At 49.4% G+C, this 25,184-nt stretch carries 20 protein-coding genes; 17 read left to right on the forward strand and 3 right to left on the reverse strand.

Going from position 1 to position 25,184, the window contains the following annotated elements; translation table 11 throughout:
- Positions 1-5 precede the first annotated feature (5 nt).
- The 3 genes from IEV98_RS02050 to rhaT all read right to left on the reverse strand — a co-directional run bounded on the left by IEV98_RS02050 (position 6) and on the right by rhaT (position 4,612).
- The gene (locus IEV98_RS02050) at positions 6-1,280 is read right to left on the reverse strand and encodes a sugar isomerase (RefSeq protein WP_188504268.1); all 1,275 of its coding nucleotides are present in this window, start codon (positions 1,278-1,280) and stop codon (positions 6-8) included.
- Positions 1,281-1,367: 87 nt separating this feature from the next.
- Positions 1,368-3,494: a bifunctional aldolase/short-chain dehydrogenase gene (locus IEV98_RS02055; RefSeq protein ID WP_188504269.1), complete on the reverse strand. Its 2,127-nt coding sequence runs from the start codon at positions 3,492-3,494 to the stop codon at positions 1,368-1,370.
- 41 nt (positions 3,495-3,535) lie between these two features.
- Positions 3,536-4,612, reverse strand: a complete 1,077-nt coding sequence (gene rhaT / locus IEV98_RS02060; protein ID WP_188504270.1) for an L-rhamnose/proton symporter RhaT — start codon at positions 4,610-4,612, stop codon at positions 3,536-3,538.
- A gap of 265 nt (positions 4,613-4,877) precedes the next feature.
- On the opposite strand from rhaT, the gene IEV98_RS02065 reads away from it, so the two are divergent.
- The 17 genes from IEV98_RS02065 (at position 4,878) to ilvA (ending at position 25,144) form a co-directional block, all read left to right on the forward strand.
- Positions 4,878-5,486: a hypothetical protein gene (locus tag IEV98_RS02065; RefSeq protein WP_188504271.1), complete on the forward strand. Its 609-nt coding sequence runs from the start codon at positions 4,878-4,880 to the stop codon at positions 5,484-5,486.
- A 1-nt stretch (position 5,487) separates the two neighbouring features.
- Entirely contained in the window at positions 5,488-6,612 is a 1,125-nt protein-coding gene (locus IEV98_RS02070; protein ID WP_229738524.1) for a redoxin family protein, read from the forward strand.
- A 172-nt stretch (positions 6,613-6,784) separates the two neighbouring features.
- Entirely contained in the window at positions 6,785-8,287 is a 1,503-nt protein-coding gene (gene atpD / locus IEV98_RS02075; protein WP_188504272.1) for a F0F1 ATP synthase subunit beta, read from the forward strand.
- Positions 8,288-8,338: 51 nt separating this feature from the next.
- Positions 8,339-8,587, forward strand: coding sequence for an ATP synthase F1 subunit epsilon (atpC, locus tag IEV98_RS02080; RefSeq protein ID WP_188504273.1), 249 nt, complete (start codon positions 8,339-8,341; stop codon positions 8,585-8,587).
- 393 nt (positions 8,588-8,980) lie between these two features.
- Positions 8,981-9,871 carry a branched-chain-amino-acid transaminase gene (ilvE, locus tag IEV98_RS02085; protein ID WP_188504274.1) on the forward strand — a complete coding sequence of 297 codons (891 nt, stop codon included), beginning with the start codon at positions 8,981-8,983 and terminating at the stop codon, positions 9,869-9,871.
- Between the two features lie 2 nt (positions 9,872-9,873).
- Positions 9,874-11,571 carry a dihydroxy-acid dehydratase gene (gene ilvD, locus IEV98_RS02090; protein WP_229738525.1) on the forward strand — a complete coding sequence of 566 codons (1,698 nt, stop codon included), beginning with the start codon at positions 9,874-9,876 and terminating at the stop codon, positions 11,569-11,571.
- A gap of 95 nt (positions 11,572-11,666) precedes the next feature.
- Entirely contained in the window at positions 11,667-13,394 is a 1,728-nt protein-coding gene (gene ilvB / locus IEV98_RS02095) for a biosynthetic-type acetolactate synthase large subunit (RefSeq protein WP_188504275.1), read from the forward strand.
- Between the two features lie 40 nt (positions 13,395-13,434).
- Complete coding sequence (ilvN, locus tag IEV98_RS02100; protein WP_188506076.1) at positions 13,435-14,025, forward strand: acetolactate synthase small subunit; 591 nt, start codon at positions 13,435-13,437, stop codon at positions 14,023-14,025.
- Positions 14,026-14,043: 18 nt separating this feature from the next.
- A complete protein-coding gene (locus IEV98_RS02105) occupies positions 14,044-14,532 on the forward strand; it encodes a DinB family protein (protein WP_188504276.1) in 489 nt (162 codons plus the stop codon).
- Positions 14,533-14,536: 4 nt separating this feature from the next.
- The gene (gene ilvC, locus IEV98_RS02110) at positions 14,537-16,018 is read left to right on the forward strand and encodes a ketol-acid reductoisomerase (protein WP_188504277.1); all 1,482 of its coding nucleotides are present in this window, start codon (positions 14,537-14,539) and stop codon (positions 16,016-16,018) included.
- Positions 16,019-16,144: 126 nt separating this feature from the next.
- Positions 16,145-17,611, forward strand: coding sequence for an ATP-binding cassette domain-containing protein (locus IEV98_RS02115; RefSeq protein ID WP_188504278.1), 1,467 nt, complete (start codon positions 16,145-16,147; stop codon positions 17,609-17,611).
- Positions 17,612-17,659: 48 nt separating this feature from the next.
- A complete protein-coding gene (locus tag IEV98_RS02120; RefSeq protein ID WP_188504279.1) occupies positions 17,660-19,189 on the forward strand; it encodes a 2-isopropylmalate synthase in 1,530 nt (509 codons plus the stop codon).
- 41 nt (positions 19,190-19,230) lie between these two features.
- On the forward strand, positions 19,231-20,628 hold the full coding sequence (gene leuC, locus IEV98_RS02125) for a 3-isopropylmalate dehydratase large subunit (RefSeq protein WP_188504280.1): 1,398 nt from the start codon (positions 19,231-19,233) through the stop codon (positions 20,626-20,628).
- 4 nt (positions 20,629-20,632) lie between these two features.
- Positions 20,633-21,229 (forward strand): 3-isopropylmalate dehydratase small subunit, encoded by a 597-nt coding sequence (leuD, locus tag IEV98_RS02130; protein WP_188504281.1) that lies wholly within the window; start codon positions 20,633-20,635, stop codon positions 21,227-21,229.
- Between the two features lie 4 nt (positions 21,230-21,233).
- Positions 21,234-22,787 (forward strand): hydroxymethylglutaryl-CoA lyase-like TIM-barrel protein, encoded by a 1,554-nt coding sequence (locus tag IEV98_RS02135; RefSeq protein ID WP_188504282.1) that lies wholly within the window; start codon positions 21,234-21,236, stop codon positions 22,785-22,787.
- Positions 22,788-22,823: 36 nt separating this feature from the next.
- Positions 22,824-23,915, forward strand: coding sequence for a 3-isopropylmalate dehydrogenase (gene leuB / locus IEV98_RS02140; protein WP_188504283.1), 1,092 nt, complete (start codon positions 22,824-22,826; stop codon positions 23,913-23,915).
- A complete protein-coding gene (gene ilvA / locus IEV98_RS02145; RefSeq protein ID WP_188504284.1) occupies positions 23,912-25,144 on the forward strand; it encodes a threonine ammonia-lyase IlvA in 1,233 nt (410 codons plus the stop codon). Before leuB ends, ilvA begins: the two co-directional genes overlap by 4 nt.
- The last annotated feature ends 40 nt before the right edge of the window (positions 25,145-25,184 follow it).

Below are 25,184 nucleotides of genomic sequence, written 5' to 3' on the forward strand. Positions count from 1 at the left end.
TCTGCTTATAATCCCGTAGCTACCGTTTTTTCACCCCGTTCCTTAACTAGCCTTCCACGCACATCCAGTTCTCGGTACAACTGGACTGGATTCAACGCCGCACCCGCGCGCAAACGCGCCTCGGCCACTAACGGCCGAACATCAGTACGGAAGGCTTGCTGTAACACCTCCTGCGCACGCGCGACATCATTAGTTGCCTGTGCCTCATTGAGCGCATTACGGTCTATCAGCAATGCCTGCGCGTATGCGATAAGGATTGCCTCTACCGATTGGAGCAAATCTTCCAATGGATCTTTCAGGTTATGCGATGCATCGATCATCCACCCTAAATCCTTGGCATGTTCCATGCCCCGGTTGTCCATCCCCTCTATCAATTCGCTAAATATCAAAAACAGCTGATACGGTTTGATACTCCCGGTGGTCAGATCGTCATCCCCGTATTTGGAGTCATTGAAATGAAATCCACCGAGTTTGCCTTCCATCAGCAACAAGGCAACAATCTGTTCGATATTGGCATTGGGTAAGTGATGCCCCAAATCCACCAGGGTATAAGCTTTGTCGCCAAGCTTGCTGGCATACAGCAAGGATTGCCCCCAATCGCCTACCGTCGTGGAATAAAAATTGGGTTCGAACGCTTTATATTCGACAAAAATTTTCCAATCGGCCGGTAACGCCGCATATACTTCCTGCAAACTTTCGAGGGTGTTTTGAAAAGCACGACGGAAATTAAGCTGGCCGGGGAAGCTCGATCCGTCAGCCAACCACACGGTCAGCGACTTGGAGCCTAATTCAATGCCATGCTTGATAACTTCGATATTGTGGTCTATAGCCTGCTTACGAACAGCTCGGTCTACATGTTGCATGGAGCCGAATTTGTAGCTATGGGTTTGCCCCTGTTGATCCTGGAACGTATTGGAGTTCATGGCGTCAAATGCCAGACCGTGCTGCTCCGCCAACGTCCGTATGGCAGCATAATCTTTTGGAATATCCCACGGAATATGCAGTGATATGGCGCCGCTTGACTGATTAAGCGCATGCAATAGCCCGATATCAGCAATTTTCTCTTCTAAATTTCCGGGTTCGCCACCGCCTGAAAAGCGGCCGAATCGGGTCCCGCCGGTACCTAATGCCCAGCTTGGGATAGCCACCTGAAACGACACCAGTTTCTGCACGACACCGTCGATGTTGGGCATATCCTCCGCCAATTGCGCAAATCTCCGTTGCTGCGTATGCTCCAACCGTTTGTTATGTTCAGCTATTTGATTTCTATCGATATTCATAGCGGGTTCTTGTCAAAGTTAAAAAAGCATTGCCAATTCACGCGCTTCAAGAAGATTGGACTGACAATTCTGCTAATAAAAGATAATTTAACGTACAAATGCCATGGCTACTCCCCCATCTACATTCAGCACGTTGCCTGTGGATTTGTTCATCAGGCCACCGACCAATACCAAGCATGCATTTGCAATGTCGTCGGGCAGAATGACCTCGTTAAGCAGCGTGCGCTTAGCGTAATAAGCTGGCAATTCCTCCACAGTGATACCATACGCTTTGGCCCGCCCTTCAGCCCAGCCACCGGCCCATATGTTACTGTCGCTGATTACCGCGTCGGGATTAACAACATTTACACGGATTTTGTGCGCCCCAAGCTCGGCCGCATTCAGTCTACTCAGGTGCAGCTGTGCAGCTTTAGCTGAGCCGTATCCGGCGTTGTTTGGCCCACTGACCAACGCATTCTTGCTTACAATGTTTACGATGTCTCCGCCAATGGATTGCTTCTTCAACACCGACACGGCAGATTGGGTGACCAGAAATTGACCCTTTACCAATACATTATAAAGTAGATCCCAATCCTTTTGCGTATGGTCTTCGATCGACTTGGATATCGAAAGACCCGCATTGTTTATGACGATATCGACACCACCAAAAGCTAATGCGGCAGCGTCAAAAGCCTGCTGGATCTGGTCAGCATCGGTAACATCAAGAAGTGCCGTGGCATAGGCATCTTTCCCAAACATAGCCTGAAACTCCTTGCCGGCCTCTTCCAGCCGTTCCGCATTGAGGTCATTCAAGACAACAACTGCTCCGTCCTGCACGAATTTCTTGGCAATCGCTTTCCCAATACCACCTGCACTGCCGGTAATCAAGGCAATTTTGCCCGATAGGGGTTTGGGCTTGGGCATACGTTGTAACTTGGCTTCTTCCAACAGCCAATACTCGATATTAAACGCCTCCTGTCTGGGCAGCGACGTATATTCAGAGATGGCCTCAGCCCCTTTCATCACGTTGATGGCATTGATGTAAAATTCCGATGCAACACGGGTGGTTTGCTTGTCTTTTGAAAAGGAAAACATACCGATGCCCGGATAAAGAATGATCACCGGATTCGGATCGCGCATAGCCGGGCTATTGGGGTGCTTGCATGTTTCATAATAATCTTTATACATTGCCCGGTACGCTTCAAAAGCCGGCGCCAATGAGGCTTTCAACGCCTCCATATCAGACAGGTCGGCATCCGGTGCAAGGTCTAGTACCAACGGACTGATTTTAGTGCGCAGAAAATGATCAGGACAACTGGTGCCCAAAGGCGCTAAGCGATCGAGGTCGTTGGAGTTGATAAACTCAAGTACACGGGCGTCATCCGTGAAATGCCCGACCATATGGCGTTCGGAAGAACAGAATCCGCGGAGCACCGGAGCCAATGCCGCGGCTTGCTTTTTACGTAATTCGGCAGGCACCTCTGCCAGTTTAGTCCCTCCGAATACGGGTCGCTTCTTACCGTAATTAGCTTCCAGGTATTCAGCGCAGTGCTCAATGACGGTCAGCGTGTTTACATAGCTTTCATAGGCGGTGTCTCCCCAGGTAAAAAGCCCGTGTGAACCCAGCATAATACCTTTTATTCCGGGGTTCTCATTGAGGCATTCCCGTAACTTCAGTCCCAGGTCAAACCCGGGCCGTTGCCATTCCACCCAACCGATCTCCCCATTGAACAACTCCTTTGTGATCTGCTTTCCATCCTTTGCCGCCGCAATGGCGATCGCAGCGTCGGGGTGTAAATGATCAATGTGCTTGAAGGGAAGGAACCCATGCAAGGGGGTATCAATAGATGGAGCCTTTGATGCTAAGTCGTAAATGCAATGGTTAAATAACTCAACCATTTCGTCCTCATGCTCAATACCACGATACACGTGCTCCAAACTGCGCAACCGGTCGATATACAGTGCTGCAAGTCCGCTTCGCGTGAGGGTACCGATATCACCACCCGAACCTTTGATCCACATCACCTCGGTATCAAGCCCCGTTAGCGGATCCTTGGCAATGGCTTTGCATGAGGTATTGCCCCCACCGTAATTCGTGAGCCGCAAATCGGCTCCCAACAGGTTGGAACGATAGAGCAACAACGCTACCTCATCGCCCTCCAACGCTGCAGCTTTCGCTTCATCCCACAAATAACTCACATGCTTGAATGATTCTTTTCCAATAATTTTTGACATTTTGTTTTTGTTTTATGCGTTATGTAATTGCCTGCCGCTGTTTATAGTGTCCGCGCAAATCCCACCAGTAAAATAGAAAGGATCATCGTTGCTATGCCGCCGAGGATCGTTGCATACGTTTTCCTACTTACCCCTTTCCATTCCTTCAAGATGATGCCCCAGCCGTTGGCAATGAGGATGATAAATGCCATGTGCAGTATCCAGGAGCTCGCCCCATTACCCAGCCGGCTCTCTCCCATACCGTAAAAGAAAAATTGAAGATACCAGGTGGTTCCCGCCAAAGCACAGAAGAAAATATTACGTGCGATTGGCGTCTTCGTATTTACATAGTCACCAAATGTCTTATTACGGGCATTCAGAAACATACACCACAGGAAATTGGTAGTCAGGCCACCCCAAAGGACAACCACATAAGTGACGTTGTTTTGAAACAAGAATTCACCTTGCCCGGGATTAGCGGCCTTCCAGATGTCATTGGCCACGTGAGCCATGGGCTTCCCGGCCTCCAGTCCAAAATTGAAGCAGGCACTCAGGATACCGGAAACGATACCCACCACCAGCCCTAAGCCAAACTTGTAGTCTTTATTCCCACTTGCATCGGTCGTTGACCCGGCTAATTCCCGCTCCTTCAATACGCCCGCCCTACCACACAAGTAGATCCCGAACACACAAATTGCCAAACCGATTAAAATCGTCCGACCAGACGTTGTTGTAAAAAACAAATCGATAGTTTCTTTACCTTCACTGCCGTTGAAATAAAAGAAGATGGAGGGAACCAGCGAGCCGAACACCATAGTCAATCCGAGAATAATACTGCTTCCCAACGACACGCCGAGGTATCTTACGCCCAAACCATAGGTAAGTCCGCCGACACCCCAAAGCAGCCCGAAAAGATAAGCATAACCGAGTGTGCCGCCATCCGCCTGCCGAATGATTTCTGCAAAACCAGGAATGGTCAAGTAAGCGGCTAAGGGCGGCACGATGAGCCACGAAAAAAGCCCCCCTACAATCCAAAAACTCTCCCATGCCCAACCCTTTACCCTCTTATAGGGCACATAAAAGCTTCCCGATGCGAATCCACCAATGAAATGAAAAAATACTCCTGCTAATGCTTGCATATCGATACGGTTAAACTGGCAATTAAAAACGGTGCAAGATAGAAAAGATGGAAAAGCGAACTGTTATGAGCTGTCATGTTTACGGCTGTCTGTTTAATTTTCTGTTGTTTGATTTTCATTTTAACAATAAAACCCGTAATATCGTGTTCTTATAGTTAAAACTTGCATGGATTGCACACATAAAGTGACGCGACGACGCAGGCAAGCTCATTACCGAAGAAAACAATTTATTTGAACGAAAACTTAATTAGAAACAGCTGAAGACATGAGAAACTTTACATTCCTTACCATGCTGATTGCATTGACTTCAATAGGAACCGCTTTTGGCCAAGATGCGCCCCGGAGGGAGCCCCCCAAAGGGTCACTCACCAGTGGAACCATCGATAGCCAATTTGTTTACCTCTATGCAATTTCGAGATCACAAAATGGTATTGAACATGTCCGCCAAGCTAATCTGGAGCGAATCCGGAAAAATATCGCCGATACCATCCAAGCATTTACCAAGGAAATTGCCGATTTGAAAGCCAAAGACGGCAGCCACCGGGCGACGGTAGAAGCCGTTACGGATTCACTAGCGCAGGTCCGAAACGATCTCCAAGCAGCCCGGCAAGAAAAAGACAGCTTTTCGTTCATTGGTATTTCCCTGCAAAAAGCGACATATAGTTTAATGATGTGGGGCATTGTTTTGCTATTGGCGGCGGCGCTGGCCTTCTACGTTTACCGATTCAACCAAAGTCACGTGGTGACCAAGGATACCAAAAAAGCGATCGAAGACCTTCAGGGTGAATTTGAGCAGCACCGTAAAAAGGCTATGGAAAAAGAACAGAAGCTCAAACGCCAACTGCAGGACGAGATCAATAAACGACTGGGGTAGCATGATGAAACCATTCAACAAGATGCTGTTGCTACTGGCCTTATTGGTCCTCATCGTCCCCGCTACCGCCCACGCGGATGATCCCAAAACGCTATCCATCGGTTCAAAGGCCCCCGATTTCAATCTCCAAGGCGTGGATGATAAGCGCTATACATTGGACAGTTTCAAGGATGCCAAACTGCTCGTCATCGTCTTTACATGCAACCATTGCCCCACGGCGCAGGCATACGAGAACCGCATCATTGCGTTTACCTCGGCTTATGCCTCAAAAGGCGTACAGGTGGTGGCGATCAGTCCGAATGCAGATGCAGCAGTTAGATTCGATGAGCTGGGTTATACCGACCTGAATGACAGCTTCGAAGAGATGAAGATACGGTATAAAGATAAGGGCTATAACTTCCCTTATCTGTATGACGGCGAAACACAGGAAGTGGCCGAACAATATGGACCGGTTGTTACGCCGCATGCCTTTGTATTTGATGAGCGCCGTATACTACGCTATGTTGGCCGTATCGATGATGACGAACACATTGGCCGGGCTAAAACGTTCGATTTAACGAATGCGGTGGACGAGTTGCTTGCCGGGCAACCCGTTACGACAGCCACCACAAGAACATTCGGGTGCTCGGTAAAATGGAAATCAAAGACCGACTGGAAAATCCAGGAAGCCGAAGATTGGAAAAAGGAGCCAGTGGTTCTTGATACGGTTGAGATAGAAGAGCTGAAAACGATACTCAAAAACGGTTCGGGGAAATATCGCTTGATCAATTTCTGGGCAACGTGGTGCGGACCATGCGTGGCTGAGTTTTCAGCGCTTGTGGAAACCGACAAAATGTATCGGAACCGAGACTTCGATTTCATTACCGTATCGTTGGATTCACGTAAATCGGAAGATAAGGTACTATCCTTTCTCCAGCAGAAATATGCAAGCAACAAAAATTACATATTCGGCGACGAAAATAAATATGACCTCATTGAAGCGGTGGACGAAGCGTGGCAAGGCGCCTTGCCTTATACCATACTCGTCGCTCCGGAGGGTGAAATTGTTTACCGTCAAATGGGCATAATCGATCCCTTGGCACTCCGGAAGGAAATCGTGGAACGGATTGGCCGGTATTATCCCTGATTCCGCAATTCGCCACCGCCATTTATCATGCCGTGGTCTTTGAGTAATCGGCAAATAATTCTTTACATTTAAATTTGCTTTTAATTCTTTAAAACGTATTTTTGCAGACCAAAATTGAGGCTTGCATTTCGCCTTTATTACGTTGGTTTATAAAATTTTAGTTCCTGATAGTATGTCCAATATTGGAAAAATAGCTCAAATCATCGGTCCTGTAGTCGATGTAAGTTTCGCTGAAAACGCCAAACTCCCCAAGATTTATGATGCGTTGGAAATTGAAAAAGAAAATGGTCAACGCATTGTTTTAGAAGTGCAGCAGCACCTTGGTGAAGAACGCGTGCGTACGATTGCGATGGATGGAACGGAGGGATTGATGCGTGGCATGAAGGTCGTTGATACGGGAGCTCCCATCAAAATGCCGGTTGGTGAAAGCATCAAAGGACGCGTATTCAATGTTGTGGGAGATGCCATTGATGGCATCAAAGACCTCGACAAATCCGATGGCCGCAGCATCCACAACACTCCACCTAAATTCGAGGACCTTTCAACCGAAACCGAAATACTCTTTACAGGCATCAAGGTGATTGACCTATTGGAACCCTATGCCAAAGGTGGTAAAATCGGTCTATTCGGTGGTGCCGGTGTAGGAAAAACCGTACTGATCCAGGAACTGATTAATAATATTGCTAAAGCATACTCCGGCCTTTCCGTATTTGCGGGCGTGGGCGAACGTACCCGTGAGGGCAATGACCTGCTCCGCGAAATGTTGGAGTCGGGCATTATCAAATATGGCGAGGAGTTCATGGAGGGCATGGAAAAAGGCGAATGGCCTTTAGAAAAAGTAAATGCCGAAGAATTGAAGGATTCGAAGGCGACCTTCGTATTCGGACAAATGAACGAGCCCCCGGGTGCGCGTGCGCGTGTGGCCCTTTCCGGACTTACCATTGCTGAATACTTCCGTGACGGTGATAATGAAGGTGCTGGCCGTGATATCCTATTCTTCATTGACAATATCTTCCGGTTTACACAAGCCGGATCTGAAGTATCGGCACTGCTAGGGCGTATGCCGTCTGCCGTGGGTTACCAGCCTACGCTAGCTACTGAGATGGGGCTTATGCAGGAACGCATCACGTCGACCAAACGCGGCTCCATCACTTCCGTACAGGCTGTGTATGTGCCAGCTGATGACTTGACGGATCCGGCTCCGGCCACTACATTTGCCCACTTGGATGCGACAACGGTACTTTCCCGTAAAATCGCGGAATTGGGTATATATCCTGCCGTAGACCCCTTAGACTCCACCTCACGGATACTGAATCCTGTTATTTTGGGTAATGAGCACTACGATACCGCGCAGCGCGTAAAAGAAATCCTGCAACGTTACAAAGAATTGCAAGACATCATCGCCATCCTCGGTATGGACGAGCTTTCCGAAGAGGACAAGTTGGTCGTTGCACGTGCACGCCGCGTACAACGGTTCTTGTCACAGCCTTTCCATGTGGCAGAACAGTTTACGGGCCTTAAAGGCGTATTGGTTGACATCAAGGATACCATCAAGGGATTCAACATGATCATCAATGGAGAAGTGGACGAGTATCCCGAAGCCGCATTCAACTTGGTAGGCACTATTGAAGACGCAATCGAAAAAGGCAAGAAACTACTGGCTGAAGCCGTTTAGTAACAATACGGAATTACAAAGTACGAGATCCGAAGTTTTTAGCAGCACGAGATGAGACTCACTATTATTACGCCAGATAAACCCGTTTTCGACGGTGATGCCACATCGGTCACTGTGCCCGGTTCCGGTGGCGCCTTTGAGGTACTGGAAAACCATGCGCCGATTGTTTCCACCCTGGAGGATGGAAAAATCATCATCCGGACCGGCAAAAGCGAAGAGATTATCAACATTATTGGTGGTGTTGTGGAAGTCATCCACAACAAAATTACCGTGCTTGCCGAAGGGATCAAGGAAAAATAAAAACCGTAAAAATAAAAGACAAAAGCCCTCCGGTAATCAACGTCCGGAGGGCTTTCTTTTTTACCAGTTTTTTGATCCTAATCCGATTTTTACGCAGAATTTGAAGTCAAAATAGCTTACACCAAAAAAATGAACCGAATACCAAAGTTGGTTTTGGTATACATGCATCAGATATTTATAATGTAAAAATAAAATATATCAGAATATTAATTCGCTAAAATCAAAATAATAAAATTATGTTCTGATTTGATAATTTATCATTTTACTATTGCCGATAATGAATAAAGGTCATACCTTGATGAAGTGGAAAAACAGTAGTTGCCTGCTGCGAATTTAACGGAGGAATCCGGGCATTTAATGGGGTGCGGATTGGCAAATTTCAGGTAAAGAAAAATGAAGTACTTCGGTAAAAACACATGGGTCTACTTAGACGGCGAGTTTGTTAAGGCAGACAGCACGGTGATTGATCTCTTCGGCCAATCACTGCACTATGGTTATTCAGCCATAGAAGGCATCCGCGCATATAACACGCACAATGGTACGCGCCTGTTCCGGGCCGAACAGCATTACGACCGGCTTCGGCATTCCTGTAAGCAGACGGGCATTGCCTTCCCATGGGAAACCGACCTTTTGGTAGACAAAACTTACCAGCTTCTCGAGAAAAATAACCTACGGAGTGCTTATGTCAGACCATTGGTTACTACCGGCCACAACATGTACCTGACGCCCGCCAGCGATTCCAGCATTGTCATCACGGCATGGGAATGGGGACCCTTCCTTGGAACGGACCTCATCCGTACGACACTATCGCCTTTCGAACGGCCGAACCCAAAATCTGTGCCCGTCGATGCCAAGATCTCCGGCCACTATGTCGCTTCGATCATGGCCACGACCGAAGCAACGAAGCGTGGATTTGACGAAGCTATTCTGCTGGATAGTAATGGTTATGTGGCCCAAGCTTCCAGCAACAACCTATTCATCGAAAAGGACACCGTCCTATATACGCCATCCCTCGGCCATATTTTCCCGGGGATCACACGGCAAACCGTGCTTGAAATTGCTAAGATATTCAACATCGAAGTAATGGAGAAGCAGATTTCGACGGAAGAATTGAAGGCTGCAGACAGCGCGTTCCTGACCGGCACTGCAACCGGTATCGTAGGCATAGCCGGAGTAGATGATACAACCTTCCCCGAAGAGTGGGGCGACACACTCGGGGCCACCATGCAGCGTGCCTACAAAAACTTAACGTTGGAAAAAGAGAATTACGAAGTGATCATATAATTATGCTAACTAACCAAATGACGGTATTGAACAAATACAGCAGGGTATTTACCCAAGACAAGACCCAGCCGGCCGCCCAGGCGATGCTATACGGCATCGGCTTGACGGACGACGACATGCAGAAAGCCCAAGTGGGAATCGCCAGTATGGGTTATGATGGCAATACATGTAACATGCACCTCAACGACCTCGCCCAGGTGGTGAAGGAAGGGGTATGGAGCAACGACTTGGTAGGACTCGTCTTCAACACAATCGGCGTGAGTGACGGTATGAGTAATGGTACCGATGGCATGCGCTATTCGCTGGTAAGCCGGGATATCATTGCCGACAGCATCGAAGCCATCTGTGGGGGCCAATATTACGACGGTCTGATTACCATACCCGGCTGCGATAAAAACATGCCCGGCTCCATCATGGCGATGGGCAGACTCGACAGGCCTTCCATCATGGTTTACGGTGGTACCATCGCACCCGGACATTACAAAGGACAGGAGCTTAATATTGTTTCTGCCTTTGAAGCATTGGGGCAAAAAATTGCCGGCAACCTATCCGACGAGGATTTCCTGGGGATTGTTAAACACACCTGCCCCGGAGCAGGGGCTTGTGGCGGCATGTATACGGCAAACACCATGGCGGCAGCCATCGAGGCGCTGGGTATGAGTCTTCCCTATTCCTCTTCCAACCCCGCGGTAAGTGAAGAAAAAAGAAGGGAATGCCAGGACGCAGGTAAATACATCCGTATCCTGCTCGAACGCGACATCAAACCTTCGGACATCATGACGCGAGAAGCATTCGAAAATGCATTACGCGTCATTATCGTGCTCGGCGGTAGCACCAACGCGGTACTCCATTTCATCGCTATCGGCAAAAGTGTGGGCATCAACCTCAACCAGGATGATTTCCAGCGGATGAGCGATAGTACACCCGTTCTTGCAGATTTCAAGCCAAGTGGCAAATACCTCATGCAGGATCTCCACAACTACGGCGGTGTACCTGCAGTGATGAAATACCTACTCAATGAAGGGTTATTACATGGCCATTGCCTCACGGTGACGGGGCAAACATTGGCCGAAAACCTAGCAGACGTAACCCCGGTCAATGAAATAGACCAGCCTATCGTACATGCACTGGACAACCCGATTAAACCGACGGGGCACTTGCAAATCCTATATGGAAACCTCGCCGAGAAAGGAAGTGTTGCCAAAATTTCAGGCAAAGAAGGCGAACGGTTTGAAGGACCTGCCCGGGTGTTTGACGGCGAAAAAGAGCTGATTGCCGGATTGGCGTCAGGCCGTGTAAAATCCGGCGACGTTATCGTCATCAAAAACGAGGGCCCTAAAGGCGCCCCGGGGATGCCCGAAATGTTGAAACCTACTTCCGCGATCATCGGGGCCGGACTAGGCAAGAGCGTCGCCTTGATTACGGATGGCCGTTTCAGCGGCGGTACCCATGGGTTTGTGGTTGGCCACATCACACCTGAGGCCCATGAGGGCGGGCTTATCGGGTTGGTGGAAGATAACGACACCATTGTCATCGACGCGGTCAATAACACCATCAACCTGCAGGTATCCGAGGAAATTATTTCCGAACGGCGCGCCGGATGGAAAAAACCCGATTTGAAAGTAACGAAAGGCGTGCTTTACAAATATGCAAAGACCGTCGCGGATGCGGCCTCCGGCTGCGTAACAGATGAATGTTGAACAAACAAGAGAAGTCAAAATTAAAAAGTCAAAAGGCCGACGGGTAAAAGCTGAAAGCGGATAACCGAAAGCTGGTAGCTAATAATAAAAAGACTATGAATACGTTGGAAATCACAAAAGAACCCGAAACCACCACCCAATTGAGCGGCTCGCAGGCCGTACTCGAAGCGCTACTGGCAGAAGGCGTGGACACGATATTTGGTTACCCCGGCGGCGCGATCATGCCGATTTATGACGCCTTGTACGATTACAATGACAGGCTGAAACATATCTTAGTGCGGCATGAACAGGGTGGCATCCATGCTGCCCAAGGCTATGCCCGCACTTCGGGCCGTGTCGGTGTGGTTTTTGCCACGAGTGGTCCCGGTGCCACCAACTTGGTGACGGGATTGGCCGATGCCATGATTGATAGCAACCCCATAGTCTGTGTCACCGGCCAAGTATTCGCACACCTCTTGGGCACCGATGCTTTCCAGGAAACGGATGTAATCAACATTACCGCGCCGGTGACCAAGTGGAACTACCAGGTTACCGATGCATGCGAAATCCCGACGGCTTTGGCCAAAGCCTTCCATGTGGCCCGCACCGGGCGGCCCGGCCCCGTCCTGATAGACATTACCAAAAACGCGCAACTTCAGCTGTTTGCTTATGCGGGGTATCAGCCGTGCAATCACATCCGCAGCTACCGCCCTAAACCTATTGTGCGCATGGAGTATGTTCAACAGGCGGCCGCACTGATCAATGAGGCGAAAAAGCCATTTGTATTATTTGGCCAAGGCGTCATCCTGGGCAAGGCCGAAGCAGCGTTCAAGGCATTTATCGAAAAAGCGGGTATCCCAGCAGCGGCTACCGTTATGGGTTTGAGCGCGCTGGAAACCAGCCACCCGCTGCATGTTGGTATGTTGGGCATGCATGGCAACTACGCACCAAATGTACTCACCAACGATTGCGATGTGCTGATCGCCATCGGCATGCGTTTCGATGACCGGGTAACGGGTCGATTGGATAAATATGCTAAACAGGCCAAGATCATACACCTCGATATCGATCCCGCAGAGATCGACAAAAACCTGAAAGCAACGGTGCCGGTATGGGGTGATTGCAAAGAAACACTCCCGCTACTCACCGACTTGGTGACGCGGCGTGACCATAAGGAATGGCTAGGCCGTTTCCGCGAGCTGGAACAAGCAGAAATCAAAGAGGTCATCCACGACGAATTGAACCCCACATCGGAAGTGTTGACGATGGGTGAGGTAATACGAACCTTAAACGAGCTTACGGGCGGCGATGCCGTCATCGTCACGGATGTAGGCCAACACCAGATGGTGGCCTGTCGCTACGCCAAATTCAACCAGTCAAAAAGCAACGTTACCTCCGGGGGCTTGGGCACCATGGGATTCGGACTACCCGCTGCCATCGGTGCCTGGTACGGCACTCCCGATCGGACAGTCGTAGCCATCATCGGCGATGGGGGTATCCAGATGACCATCCAGGAACTGGGAACAATTATGCAATTCGGAGCCAAAGTGAAGATTCTCATCCTTAACAATGAGTTCCTCGGCATGGTCCGTCAGTGGCAACAGCTTTTCCACGACAAGCGGTATTCATTTGTCAACATTACAAGCCCCGATTTCGTAACAGTGGCCAAAGGATATGGCATTCCCGGACAAAGCATCCGCGAACGCAAGGATTTGAAACAGGCGGTCAGCGACATGATCGCGCACGACGGTTCTTACCTCCTCGAAGTGATGGTAGGCAAGGAAAACAATGTGTTTCCGATGGTGCCGCAAGGAAGCAGTGTCGCTGAAATAAGGTTGAAGTAATTTTTTGCCCTTTTTAATTTTTAACTTTTGAATGAACAACATGGAAAAGCAGGAATATACCATCACCCTATATACGGAAAATTCCATCGGGATGATCGGCCGAATTTCTACCATTTTTTCGCGGCGGAAAATCAATATTGAAAGTCTCAACACTTCCCCGTCGGAAGCAGAGGGCATACACCGGTTTACGATTGTCATCAATGAAACCGAAGAAGTGGTACGAAAGCTATGCCGCCAAATCGAAAAGCAGGTAGAGGTGCTGAAAGCTTACTACAATACCAATGACGAGGTCATCTGGCAAGAGCAGGCGCTATACAAAGTTCCTACGGAGGTCGTTACCGAAAAGGCACCTGTGGAACGCCTGTTACGCCAGTATGGTGCCAGTGCGGTGGTGATCCGTAATGATTATACGGTATTTGAAACGGCAGGCCACCGCGAAGAAATCGACGCGCTCACCGATGCGCTGGCCGAGTACAACCTCATCGAGTTTGTACGCAGCGCCCGGATCGCCATCATCAAAGACAGCGAGGGCTTCCATAAGAAACTAAAGGAATTTGAGGAAACGGAACCGGCAGAAGAGGTGGTCGAAAATCGATACCTCAACAAACAGGACAAAGTATTCACCATGTAACCTACCGGCGAATTGGATATGACAGCTTTAGTATTTGAATATATCAGACAAACCAGAAAGGTATTCATTGAGCTGGTAGACGGATTAAGCATCGACGAGCTCAATACCATTCCTGAGGGCTTCCGCAATAACATCGCCTGGAATTTCGGACACATTGTGGTGAGCACGCTCGGATTGTGCTACCGGCGGACGCAGGTACAGCCCGACCGGCAGATACAGTTTGTGGAATCCTACGCAAAAGGCACAAAACCTGAACACTGGATCGGCGAATCGGAAATCCACGCCCTCAAGTCGCAAGCGTTGAATACGATCGACCTGATCGAACAGGATTACAAAAATGGTGCGTTCGCGACCGTTGTGCCTTATTCAACGGCAACCTTCGGACTGGAAATGGATACCATCGAAGAAGTTCTGGTGATGTCACTTGCCCACGACAACCTTCATTTTGGCTATGCCAATGCACTTAGAAAAGCAGTACACCAACAAAAAAGTCAATTACATAAATAAAACAATGGCAAATTATTTCAACACCCTCCCCCTTAGAGAACAATTAAACCAATTAGGCGTCGCTGAATTCATGGATATCAGCGAGTTCGCAGACGGCGTTAGCGCTTTAAAAGGCAAGAAGATCGTCATCGTGGGCTGTGGTGCACAGGGCCTCAACCAAGGCCTTAATTTAAGGGACAGCGGACTGGATGTTTCCTATGCGCTTCGCAAGGAAGCAATCGAGCAAAAGCGCGACTCCTGGAAGAATGCCACCGATAACCATTTTAAGGTAGGCACGTATGAGGAACTTATCCCCACGGCAGATCTGGTCAGTAACCTGACTCCGGACAAGCAACATTCGTCCGTAATCGACGCGGTGATGCCGTTAATGAAAGAAGGTGCCACACTATCCTATTCGCATGGGTTCAACATCGTGGAAGAGGGCAAGCAGATCCGTAAAGACATCACCGTGATCATGACCGCTCCAAAATGCCCCGGTTCGGAGGTGAGAGCAGAATATTTGCGCGGCTTCGGTGTGCCGACGCTTATCGCTGTTCACCCCGAAAATGACCCGCAGGGCAAAGGCCTCGCCGAGGCAAAAGCTTATTGCGTGGGAACCGGAGGTCACAAGGCAGGTGTCTTGCGTTCATCTTTCGTAGCCGAGGTCAAATCCGATCTCATGGGCGAGCAAACCATTTTATGCGGATTGCTGCAAACCGGGTCAATCCTGTCCTTTGACAAGATGACAGAAAAAGGCATCGAGCCGGGTTACGCCGCCAAGCTGGTTCAATATGGTGTTGAAGTCATTACCGAAGCCCTGAAACAAGGTGGAATTACCGCCATGATGGACCGGTTGAGCAATATTGCTAAAATTAAAGCGTTTGAAGTTTCCGAAGAGCTGAAGACGATTATGCGTCCCTTATTCCAAAAACATCAGGACGACATCATGAGTGGCCATTTCAGCCGTACCATGATGGAAGATTGGGCGAATGGAGATAAAAACCTGTTGCAATGGCGGGCAGCTACGGGCGAAACAGCCTTTGAAAAAACACCTGCCGGCGACGTAAAGATCGGCGAACAGGAATATTTTGACCACGCGGTGTTTATGGTAGCCTACATTAAAGCAGGGGTTGAACTCGCATTCGAAACCATGGTCGAAGCCGGCATCAAACCCGAATCGGCATACTACGAGTCGCTGCATGAAACTCCGCTCATCGCAAACACCATCGCCCGTAAAAAACTGTTCGAGATGAACCGTGTTATCTCCGATACGGCGGAATACGGTTGTTATTTGTTTGATCACGCATGTAAGCCGCTATTGGCAGGCTTCATGAAAACCGTAGACACAGACATCATTGGTAGGGATTTCAACGAAGGCAAAGACCTAGCGGTAGACAACCAGTCGCTGATTGCTGTAAATGAGGCCATCCGTACGCATCCGGTCGAAAAAGTCGGTGCGGTATTACGCAGGGCCATGACCGCGATGAAAGCGATTAAAACAGTTTAAAAAAAACCCGTCTCCGGGCAGGTACGGCCAGTAATGGCTGGGATCTGCCCGGAGACCACTTACATACCGTAAAGAAGGCGCCATTGCATATCATCGCCATTTTGCATAAATTTGTATCGAACTATAATGACTGATCCGGTCGTCCATATCGCCCAATTGAACCTGCAGTATGCACATGATGTGATATTGGATCAATTGGACTGGCAAATCAACCGTGGCGAGTGTTGGCTCATCGGTGGGAGAAGCGGTTCGGGCAAAAGTGCATTAGCGAAAGCATTGGCCGGTTTAGAAAAAACAAGCGGCACCGTCCAGGTCAACATTGATCCGCAATCTCCCCTGCCCCCACGTGTACTCTACGTGTCCAACTGGTACCAGTTCACCAACTTAGAAGGAGATCGTAATTTCTACTACCAGCAGCGCTACAACAAACAACAAAAAAACGATACACTAACGGTTTATGCCGAGTTAGCGGCTTATGCCAATTCCGAGAACCTGCTCCTTGAAGACTTAGCGAAATACCTTGTTCTTTTTGAATTTGCTGACCTGAAGGCCACCCAGCTGATCGAGCTCTCCAGCGGTGAGCACAAGAAATTGCAATTGATCAAAGCGCTGTGGTTAAAGCCCCAGCTACTGATCGTCGACGAACCTTACACCGGATTGGACAAAGCGTCACGCCAAAAGCTTAATGGCTTTTTCGATGAGCTCGCTTCGGCCGGCGTACACCTTGTGCTCATTACCAATGAAACGGATTTACCGAGTTGTATCAACCGGTTCGCCGAAATCGAAAAAGGAAAGCTCAAGCAGGTAGACTCCGTGTCAGCCCTGTCAATGGATATCAGCCGTTCACGGAAGGTAATACCCCCATTTCTTACCGAAGCGCCCGCGTTATCCGCTGACATCATGGTCGAAATGGAGAACATCCGTATCCGCTATGGAGAGAAAGAGGTACTGAAAGGGATTGATTGGACAGTCCGGTCAGGCGAAAAATGGCTGCTCCAGGGCCATAATGGCTCGGGTAAATCGACCCTGCTAAGCCTGATTACAGGCGACCATCCCCAAGCTTACGCCAATCACATCCGTCTGTTTGGCCATAGGCGGGGTAGTGGGGAGAGCATCTGGGACATCAAAGAACGCATAGGCATCATCTCTCCCGAACTGCATTGGTATTTTGATAAAACCGCCCGTGTATGGCAAGCGATCGCCTCAGGTTTCTATGATAGCATCGGCTTATTCAGACAGGTCAGCTATGAGCAGCAACAGAAAATCGATCAGCTGTTGGCTTTTTTTGAACTTACTGAAGATAAAGATCGGTTGATTACGACCCTGCCACTGGGGAAACAGCGCTTGGTATTGCTGGCAAGAACGATTATCAAAAACCCACCATTATTGATACTGGATGAGCCCTGCCAAGGGCTTGACCGTGCGCAGACGGCGCTTTTCAATGCCGTGGTCGATGAACTCTGCGGTTTCGGGAAAACACTAATTTATGTTGGCCACTACGAAACACAGCTGCCCAATTGTTTGGAAAAGAAAATGGTATTGGAAAAAGGCGAAGTCCAAGTAATAGAAGAGATGAGCGAACTTGCCTATTAAGCGAGCGAGCTATCAGCATACAATAACAGAAACAAAAAATAGTTTATCATGTTGCACGATCCCAACCGCATATACGTTTTTGATACCACCCTCCGCGATGGAGAACAGGTACCCGGTTCACAATTGACCACACCTGAGAAACTCATCATTGCCGAAGCGTTGGAAACACTTGGCGTGGACGTCATCGAAGCGGGATTCCCGATCTCAAGTCCGGGTGATTTTAACAGTGTCGTCGAAATATCCAAATTGGTCACCAACCCCACGGTCTGTGCACTTACGCGCGCCAACAAGGGTGATATCGATTGTGCGGCCGAAGCCCTGAAATATGCCAAGCATCCCCGGATACATACCGGTATCGGATCTTCGGACATGCATATCAAATTTAAATTCAACAGTACGCGTGAAGCGATACTCGAACGGGCAGTGGAAGCGGTTAAATATGCCAAAGGTTTCGTAGAAGACATCGAATTTTATGCGGAAGATGCCGGCCGGGCCGATAATGAATACCTTGCTCGCATGATCGAAGCGGTTATCGCCGCAGGAGCGACCGTGGTAAACATACCGGACACCAACGGCTATTGCCTCCCCGAGCAATACGGTGCTAAAATCAAATACCTCAAAGAGAACGTAAAAAATATCGACCAAGCCATCATATCCGTTCATTGCCACAATGATCTGGGACTCGCTACTGCAAATAGCCTTGCGGGGTTGCAAAATGGCGCCCGTCAGGTAGAGTGTACCATCAACGGCATCGGCGAGCGTGCAGGCAATACGTCACTCGAAGAAATTGTCATGGCATTGAAAGTTCACCAATCCCTCGACTTGCACACTGCAATCAATACCAAGCAACTGTACCCGCTAAGTGGCATGGTGAGCCGTATGATGCGCATGCCCGTGCAGGCCAATAAAGCCATTGTAGGGCGCAATGCATTTGCACACAGCTCCGGTATACACCAAGACGGGGTTCTGAAACATCGTGAAAACTACGAAATCATGAACCCCGAAGATGTCGGTATCGACCAATCGGAAATCATACTAACCGCCCGTAGCGGCAGGCATGCGTTGAAACATCACCTGGTGCGCCTGGGTTATGCCATCGACCGGATTGACCTCGATCAGGTCTATCAGCGGTTCCTGGAACTGGCCGATGCAAAAAAGGAACTAAAAGACGACGACCTGCTCCAACTGATGGGTGCCAAGGCAGAAGAAAACATTAGAAATGGGCTCGCTATAAGCACACTTCAGGTGACTACCGGTGATCAAGAAACACCAGTAGCGACCATCAAGATCAGCCACAACGGCACGGATTATGCAGCTACTGCGACTGGTAATGGCCCCGTAAGTGCTACCATCAAAGCGATTGAAAAAATCACTGGCAAACATATCGAAATCAAAGAATTCAACATCCATTCCATCCACGGTGGCAGCGACGATGTCAGCAAAGTGGATATGCGCGTGGTCTATGAGGATAAATCGTATATGGGTTATGGATTCAGTACGGATATCGTTAGGGCATCAGCAAATGCCTATCTCGATGCGCTGAATAAGTTTATTGAACTGGAAACGGTAAATTATTAACGAACGGTCATCAGCTAACAAAAAAAACAACAACTATAAAAATGAGTAAGACATTATTTGACAAAGTGTGGGATGCACACGTCGTGCATAAAATTGAAGGGGGGCCTGATGTGTTATTTATTGATCGGCATCTGATTCACGAGGTAACGAGCCCCGTGGCATTTTTAGGCTTACGCAACCGTAATATCCGGGTATTATATCCCGAACGGACGTTCGCCACAGCAGATCATAATACGCCAACGATCAATCAGCACCTACCCGTAGAAGACCCGCTGTCTGCCAACCAGCTGAAAGCACTGGAAGAAAACACGAAGGAATATGGCATCCGGCACTGGGGGTTGGGACACTACAAAAATGGCATCGTCCACGTAATCGGCCCTGAAAACGGGATTACGCAACCCGGCGCCACGATTGTTTGCGGTGATTCACACACCTCTACCCACGGCGCATTCGGCGCTATCGCCTTTGGTATCGGTACGTCTGAGGTGGAAATGGTGCTCTCCACGCAATGCATTATGCAACCCAAACCCAAAAAGATGCGCATTACCATCAACGGTACATTGGGAACGGGTGTATTGCCGAAAGACGTGGCGTTATTCATTATTTCCAAATTGACCACATCCGGAGCAACAGGTTACTTCGTGGAATATGCCGGCACCGTATTCGAACAGATGAGCATGGAGGGCCGAATGACCGTCTGTAACCTAAGCATCGAAATGGGTGCGCGTGGCGGCATGATTGCACCAGACCAGACCACATTCGACTACATCCAGGGCCGCGAATACAGCCCTAAGGGTGCAGATTGGGATAAAGCCATGGAATACTGGAAAACCCTCAAAACCGATGCAGGTGCAACATTTGATAAAGAACTTACGTTTGATGGATCTGAAATTGAACCGATGATTACCTACGGTACCAATCCAGGTATGGGCATCGGCATCACGAAAGATATACCAGACGCGGACGCCGTGGAAGGAGGAAAAACCACCTATGAGAAATCGTTGGGTTATATGGGCTTCCACGAAGGAGAGGCGATGGTCGGCAAAAAAATCGACTACGTGTTCCTAGGAAGTTGCACCAATGGCCGTATAGAAGATTTCCGCGCTTTCGCCTCGCTGGTTAAGGGAAAACACAAAGCGGACGATGTGACGGTATGGCTCGTTCCCGGTTCGCATGTGGTCGAAAAGCAAATCAAGGAGGAAGGTATCCTAGATATCCTTACCGAGGCCGGCTTTACGCTTCGTCAACCGGGCTGCTCCGCATGCTTGGCGATGAATGATGACAAGATTCCTGCTGGCAAATATGCGGTCAGTACATCCAATCGCAATTTTGAAGGTCGGCAGGGGCCCGGTGCACGCACATTGTTAGCCAGTCCATTGGTGGCGGCAGCGGCGGCAGTAACCGGCAAAGTAACCGATCCCAGAACGCTCTTACAATAAAAATATGGCATACGAAAGTTTTAATATATTGACAAGCACTGCGGTACCGCTCCCCATTGAGAATGTGGATACCGACCAAATCATCCCCGCACGATTCCTCAAAGCTACCGAACGAGTAGGGTTTGGTGATAATCTTTTTCGTGACTGGCGATACCATCCCGATAATAGTCCGAAAACCGATTTTGTACTGAACGACTCCACTTATACCGGCAAAATCCTGGTGGGTGGCAAGAATTTCGGCTCCGGTTCCTCCCGCGAACATGCGGCATGGGCAATCTACGATTACGGGTTCCGGTGTGTGATTTCCAGTTTCTTTGCAGACATATTCCGTGGTAACTGCCTGAATATAGGTGTCTTGCCCGTGCAGGTAAGCGCTGAATTCCTAGAAAAGACGTTTGCTGCGATTTATGCCAACCCGGATACGACATTGGAAGTGAATCTGCCAGAACAGACTGTCACGTTATTAGCAACCGGCGAAAAAGAATCATTCGAAATCAATTCCTACAAAAAGAGCAACATGATGAATGGATTTGATGATATCGATTACCTGCTCAACATCAAAGCTAACATCCAAGAGTTTTCAAAGACACTTCCGTTATAATTACATGGGCAATAGGAAGATAGAAATCATGGACACAACACTGCGCGATGGTGAACAAACCTCGGGCGTGTCGTTCTCGGTTTCAGAAAAACTAACCATCGCTCAGTTGCTCTTGGAAGAACTTCGGGTAGACCGAGTAGAAGTTGCGTCGGCACGGGTGTCACAAGGCGAATTGGACTGTGTGAAAGCCGTTGCCGCTTGGGCTGCCGATAACGGATGTTTGGACCGCATTGAAGTACTCGCGTTCGTCGATAACGGCCTATCAATCGGGTGGATGGAACAGGCGGGCGTCCGGGTGCAAAACCTGCTGACCAAAGGCTCGCTCAACCACCTGACCCATCAATTGCGGAAGACTCCGCAGCAACACTTCGACGAAATTGCCACGGTTATCGATCTGGCTGCAAAAAAAGGAATTCGAAGCAACGTATACCTGGAAGACTGGAGTAACGGCATGCGCCACTCCCCGGAGTATGTACTGCAATACCTCGATTTTCTGGCGCTGCAGCCTATCGACCGCATCATGCTGCCCGACACCCTTGGCGTACTTACACCTACGGAAACAGCGGCTTTCATCGGCACATTGCGGGCGCGCTATCCGCAGATTCATCTCGATTTCCATGCGCACAACGATTATGACCTCGGTACCGCAAATGTTTTGGAAGCGGTAAAAGCCGGCATTGATGGATTACACCTGACCGTAAACGGAATGGGCGAACGGGCCGGGAATGCGCCATTGGCAAGTGCCGTTGCGGCCATCAATGATTTGTTGGATGATGCCGAAGTAAGCATCAAGGAGTCAGCTATCTACACGGTAAGCAAGCTTGTGGAAAATTTTTCGGGGGTACGGATACCTACCAACAAGCCGATCGTCGGGGATAATGTCTTCACCCAGACCGCGGGCATCCATGCAGATGGCGACAACAAAAACAACCTGTATTTCAATGACCTGCTTCCCGAACGCTTTGGCCGCAAACGCAAATATGCGCTGGGAAAAACGTCGGGTAAAGCCAACATCGAAAAAAACCTGCAGGAACTTGGCCTCAAGCTGAACGAAGAAGACCTGAAAAAAGTAACCCAACGGGTTATCGAACTTGGCGATAAGAAGGAAAACGTAACCACTGAAGACCTACCCTACATTATATCGGATGTGCTGGCCAACAACGTGCACGAAGAGCAGATTTCCGTAGAATCCTACGTACTCACACACGCCAAGGGTCTCCGTCCATCAGCAACGATAGCTGTGCGGATAAACGGCAAACTATTTGAAGAACATGCACAGGGAGACGGCCAGTTTGACGCGTTTATGAATGCGCTGACCATGGCTTATTCCAAAAACGACATCCGCCTACCGGGTTTGATCGACTATAACGTCCGTATAGCCCCCGGAAGCAGTTCGGATGCGCTTTGCGAAACCACGATTACCTGGCAAGCCGGAAAACGGACGTTTTCGACACGCGGGCTCGATTCGGATCAAACGGTATCTGCGATCAAGGCTACCCAAAAAATGCTTAATGCGATAAGGCAAGAGACGCGGGGCACTCGGCCAGAGCCAGTATGAATTTAAATTTTCACTTTTGACTATTAACTTTACAACATGGAATTAAATATAGCGCTTTTAGCGGGCGACGGAATCGGCCCTGAAGTAGTTGGACAAGCCGTAAAAGTGGTGGATGCAGTAGCCGTAAAATTCGGCCATCAGGTAAATTGGACCTCCGGACTGACGGGAGCCGCTGCGATTGATGCGGTAGGCGATCCCTATCCGGATTCAACCCACGAGATCTGCATGGCGGCGGATGCCGTATTGTTTGGTGCCATCGGCCACCCCCGTTACGACAATGATCCCAAAGCCACTGTACGACCCGAACAGGGATTATTGAAAATGCGGAAAAAGCTCGGCCTTTTTGCCAACGTACGGCCTACCTTTACATTCCCCTCTCTGATCGATAATTCGCCACTGAAAAGGGAGCGCATCGAAGGTACAGACTTGATTATCCTCCGGGAGCTTACCGGCGGCATCTACTTCGGCGAACGAGGCCGTAAGGACGATGGCAATACCGCTTTCGACACCTGTACCTATACACGTGAAGAGGTGCAGCGCTTAGCGAAACTGGGATTTGAGATGGCGATGAGCCGGAGCAAGAAGCTATGCTGCGTAGACAAGGCGAATGTATTGGAAAGCTCTCGCCTGTGGCGGGAAACCGTACAGGATATGGAAAAGGACTTTCCCGAAGTGCAAGTGAGCTATGAGTTTGTGGATGCAGTGGCCATGCGCTTGGTGCAGTGGCCAAGTGCCTATGATGTGCTGATTACCGAAAACCTATTCGGTGATATCCTTACCGACGAGGCATCGGTCATTTCCGGTTCCATGGGGTTGATGCCATCTTCATCGATCGGCGTCCACACTTCGCTGTTTGAACCGATACATGGCTCTTACCCACAGGCTGCAGGTAAAGACATCGCTAATCCGTTGGCTACCGTACTTTCTGCGGCCATGATGTTCGAAGATGCATTCGGCCTAAAGGACGAAGCGGCACTCATCCGTACCATCGTAAACCAGTCATTGGCCGAAGGAATCGTGACGGAAGATCTGGCGGGAAAAAACAAGGCCTATAAGACCAGTGAGGTGGGCGATTGGCTGGCCGCGCAAGTGGGCCAGGTGGAAGCGGCTGCAACCCCGGCTCCATGAAGCATCGCGCTGAGGCAGCGGCAGAACGTTTGAAAGGGGTTGTGACCCACACCCCTTTGCAATACAACCTGCGGCTTTCTGAAAAATACGGGGCAGCTGTATACCTCAAACGGGAGGACCTGCAGGTAGTCCGTTCGTATAAGTTGCGGGGCGCGTTTAATAAAATAAACAAACTTACGGAAGCCGAACGTACCAAAGGCGTGGTATGTGCCAGTGCAGGGAACCATGCCCAGGGGGTGGCTTTTTCGTGCAAGCGGCTTGGTATCAACGGCGTGATATTCATGCCAGGCCCCACCCCTCGTCAGAAAATCAGTCAAACCGAAATGTTCGGCAATGGCCGTATCGAAATCATCCTGACAGGCGATACGTTTGACGATTGCCAGCAGTCTGCCCTGGCATATTGTGCCGAACACGGCATGACCTTTATCCATCCATTTGATGACCCGGACATCATCGAAGGGCAGGGTACCGTGGGGGTGGAAATCCTCCAGGATGAACCCGATACCGACATCGTCATTATTCCGATCGGCGGAGGCGGACTGGTGTCCGGCGTGGGGAGCTATTTCAGGGAAGCCAAACCGGGAATCACGGTCTATGGCGTGGAACCCCAAGGGGCACCTTCGATGAAAGCGGCTTTGGAACATGGCGCACCGATAACGCTCCATGAAATCAACCGTTTCGTAGACGGCGCAGCCGTGAAACGTATCGGTGACCTCACCTATCAATATAGCAGGGAACTACTGCGTGATGTACAACTTATCCCAGAAGGCAAGATATGCACCACCATCCTCGAATTATATAATAAGGATGCCATTGTAGCGGAGCCCGCCGGGGCACTCGCCGTTGCAGCGCTCGATTTCTACGCTGACGAGATTAAAGGCAAAAAAGTGGCATGTATCATAAGCGGTGGAAATAACGATATCGACCGCATGGGCGAAATCAAAGAGCTCTCGCTATTGTATGAAGGATTGAAGCATTACTTTATCGTCCGCTTTCCACAGCGCCCGGGGGCACTTAAACTATTCGTCAACGATGTATTGGGGCCTAATGATGATATCACCCGTTTCGAATTCATCAAAAAGACACAGCGCGAGCGGGGGCCTGCGCTAGTAGGCGTTGAATTGCAAAAAGCTACCGATTACACCGCTTTGGTGGAGCGTATGCGTAAACACCGCTTTGACTTCAAGGAAGTGAACAGTGATCAAACATTATTTGAATACCTCATCTGAAGGCGGCAGGCAAACCTGCAAAAATAACAAGGCTTCATGA

The sequence above is a fragment of the Parapedobacter pyrenivorans genome (assembly GCF_014636865.1).
Classification (GTDB): Bacteria; Bacteroidota; Bacteroidia; order Sphingobacteriales; family Sphingobacteriaceae; genus Parapedobacter; species Parapedobacter pyrenivorans.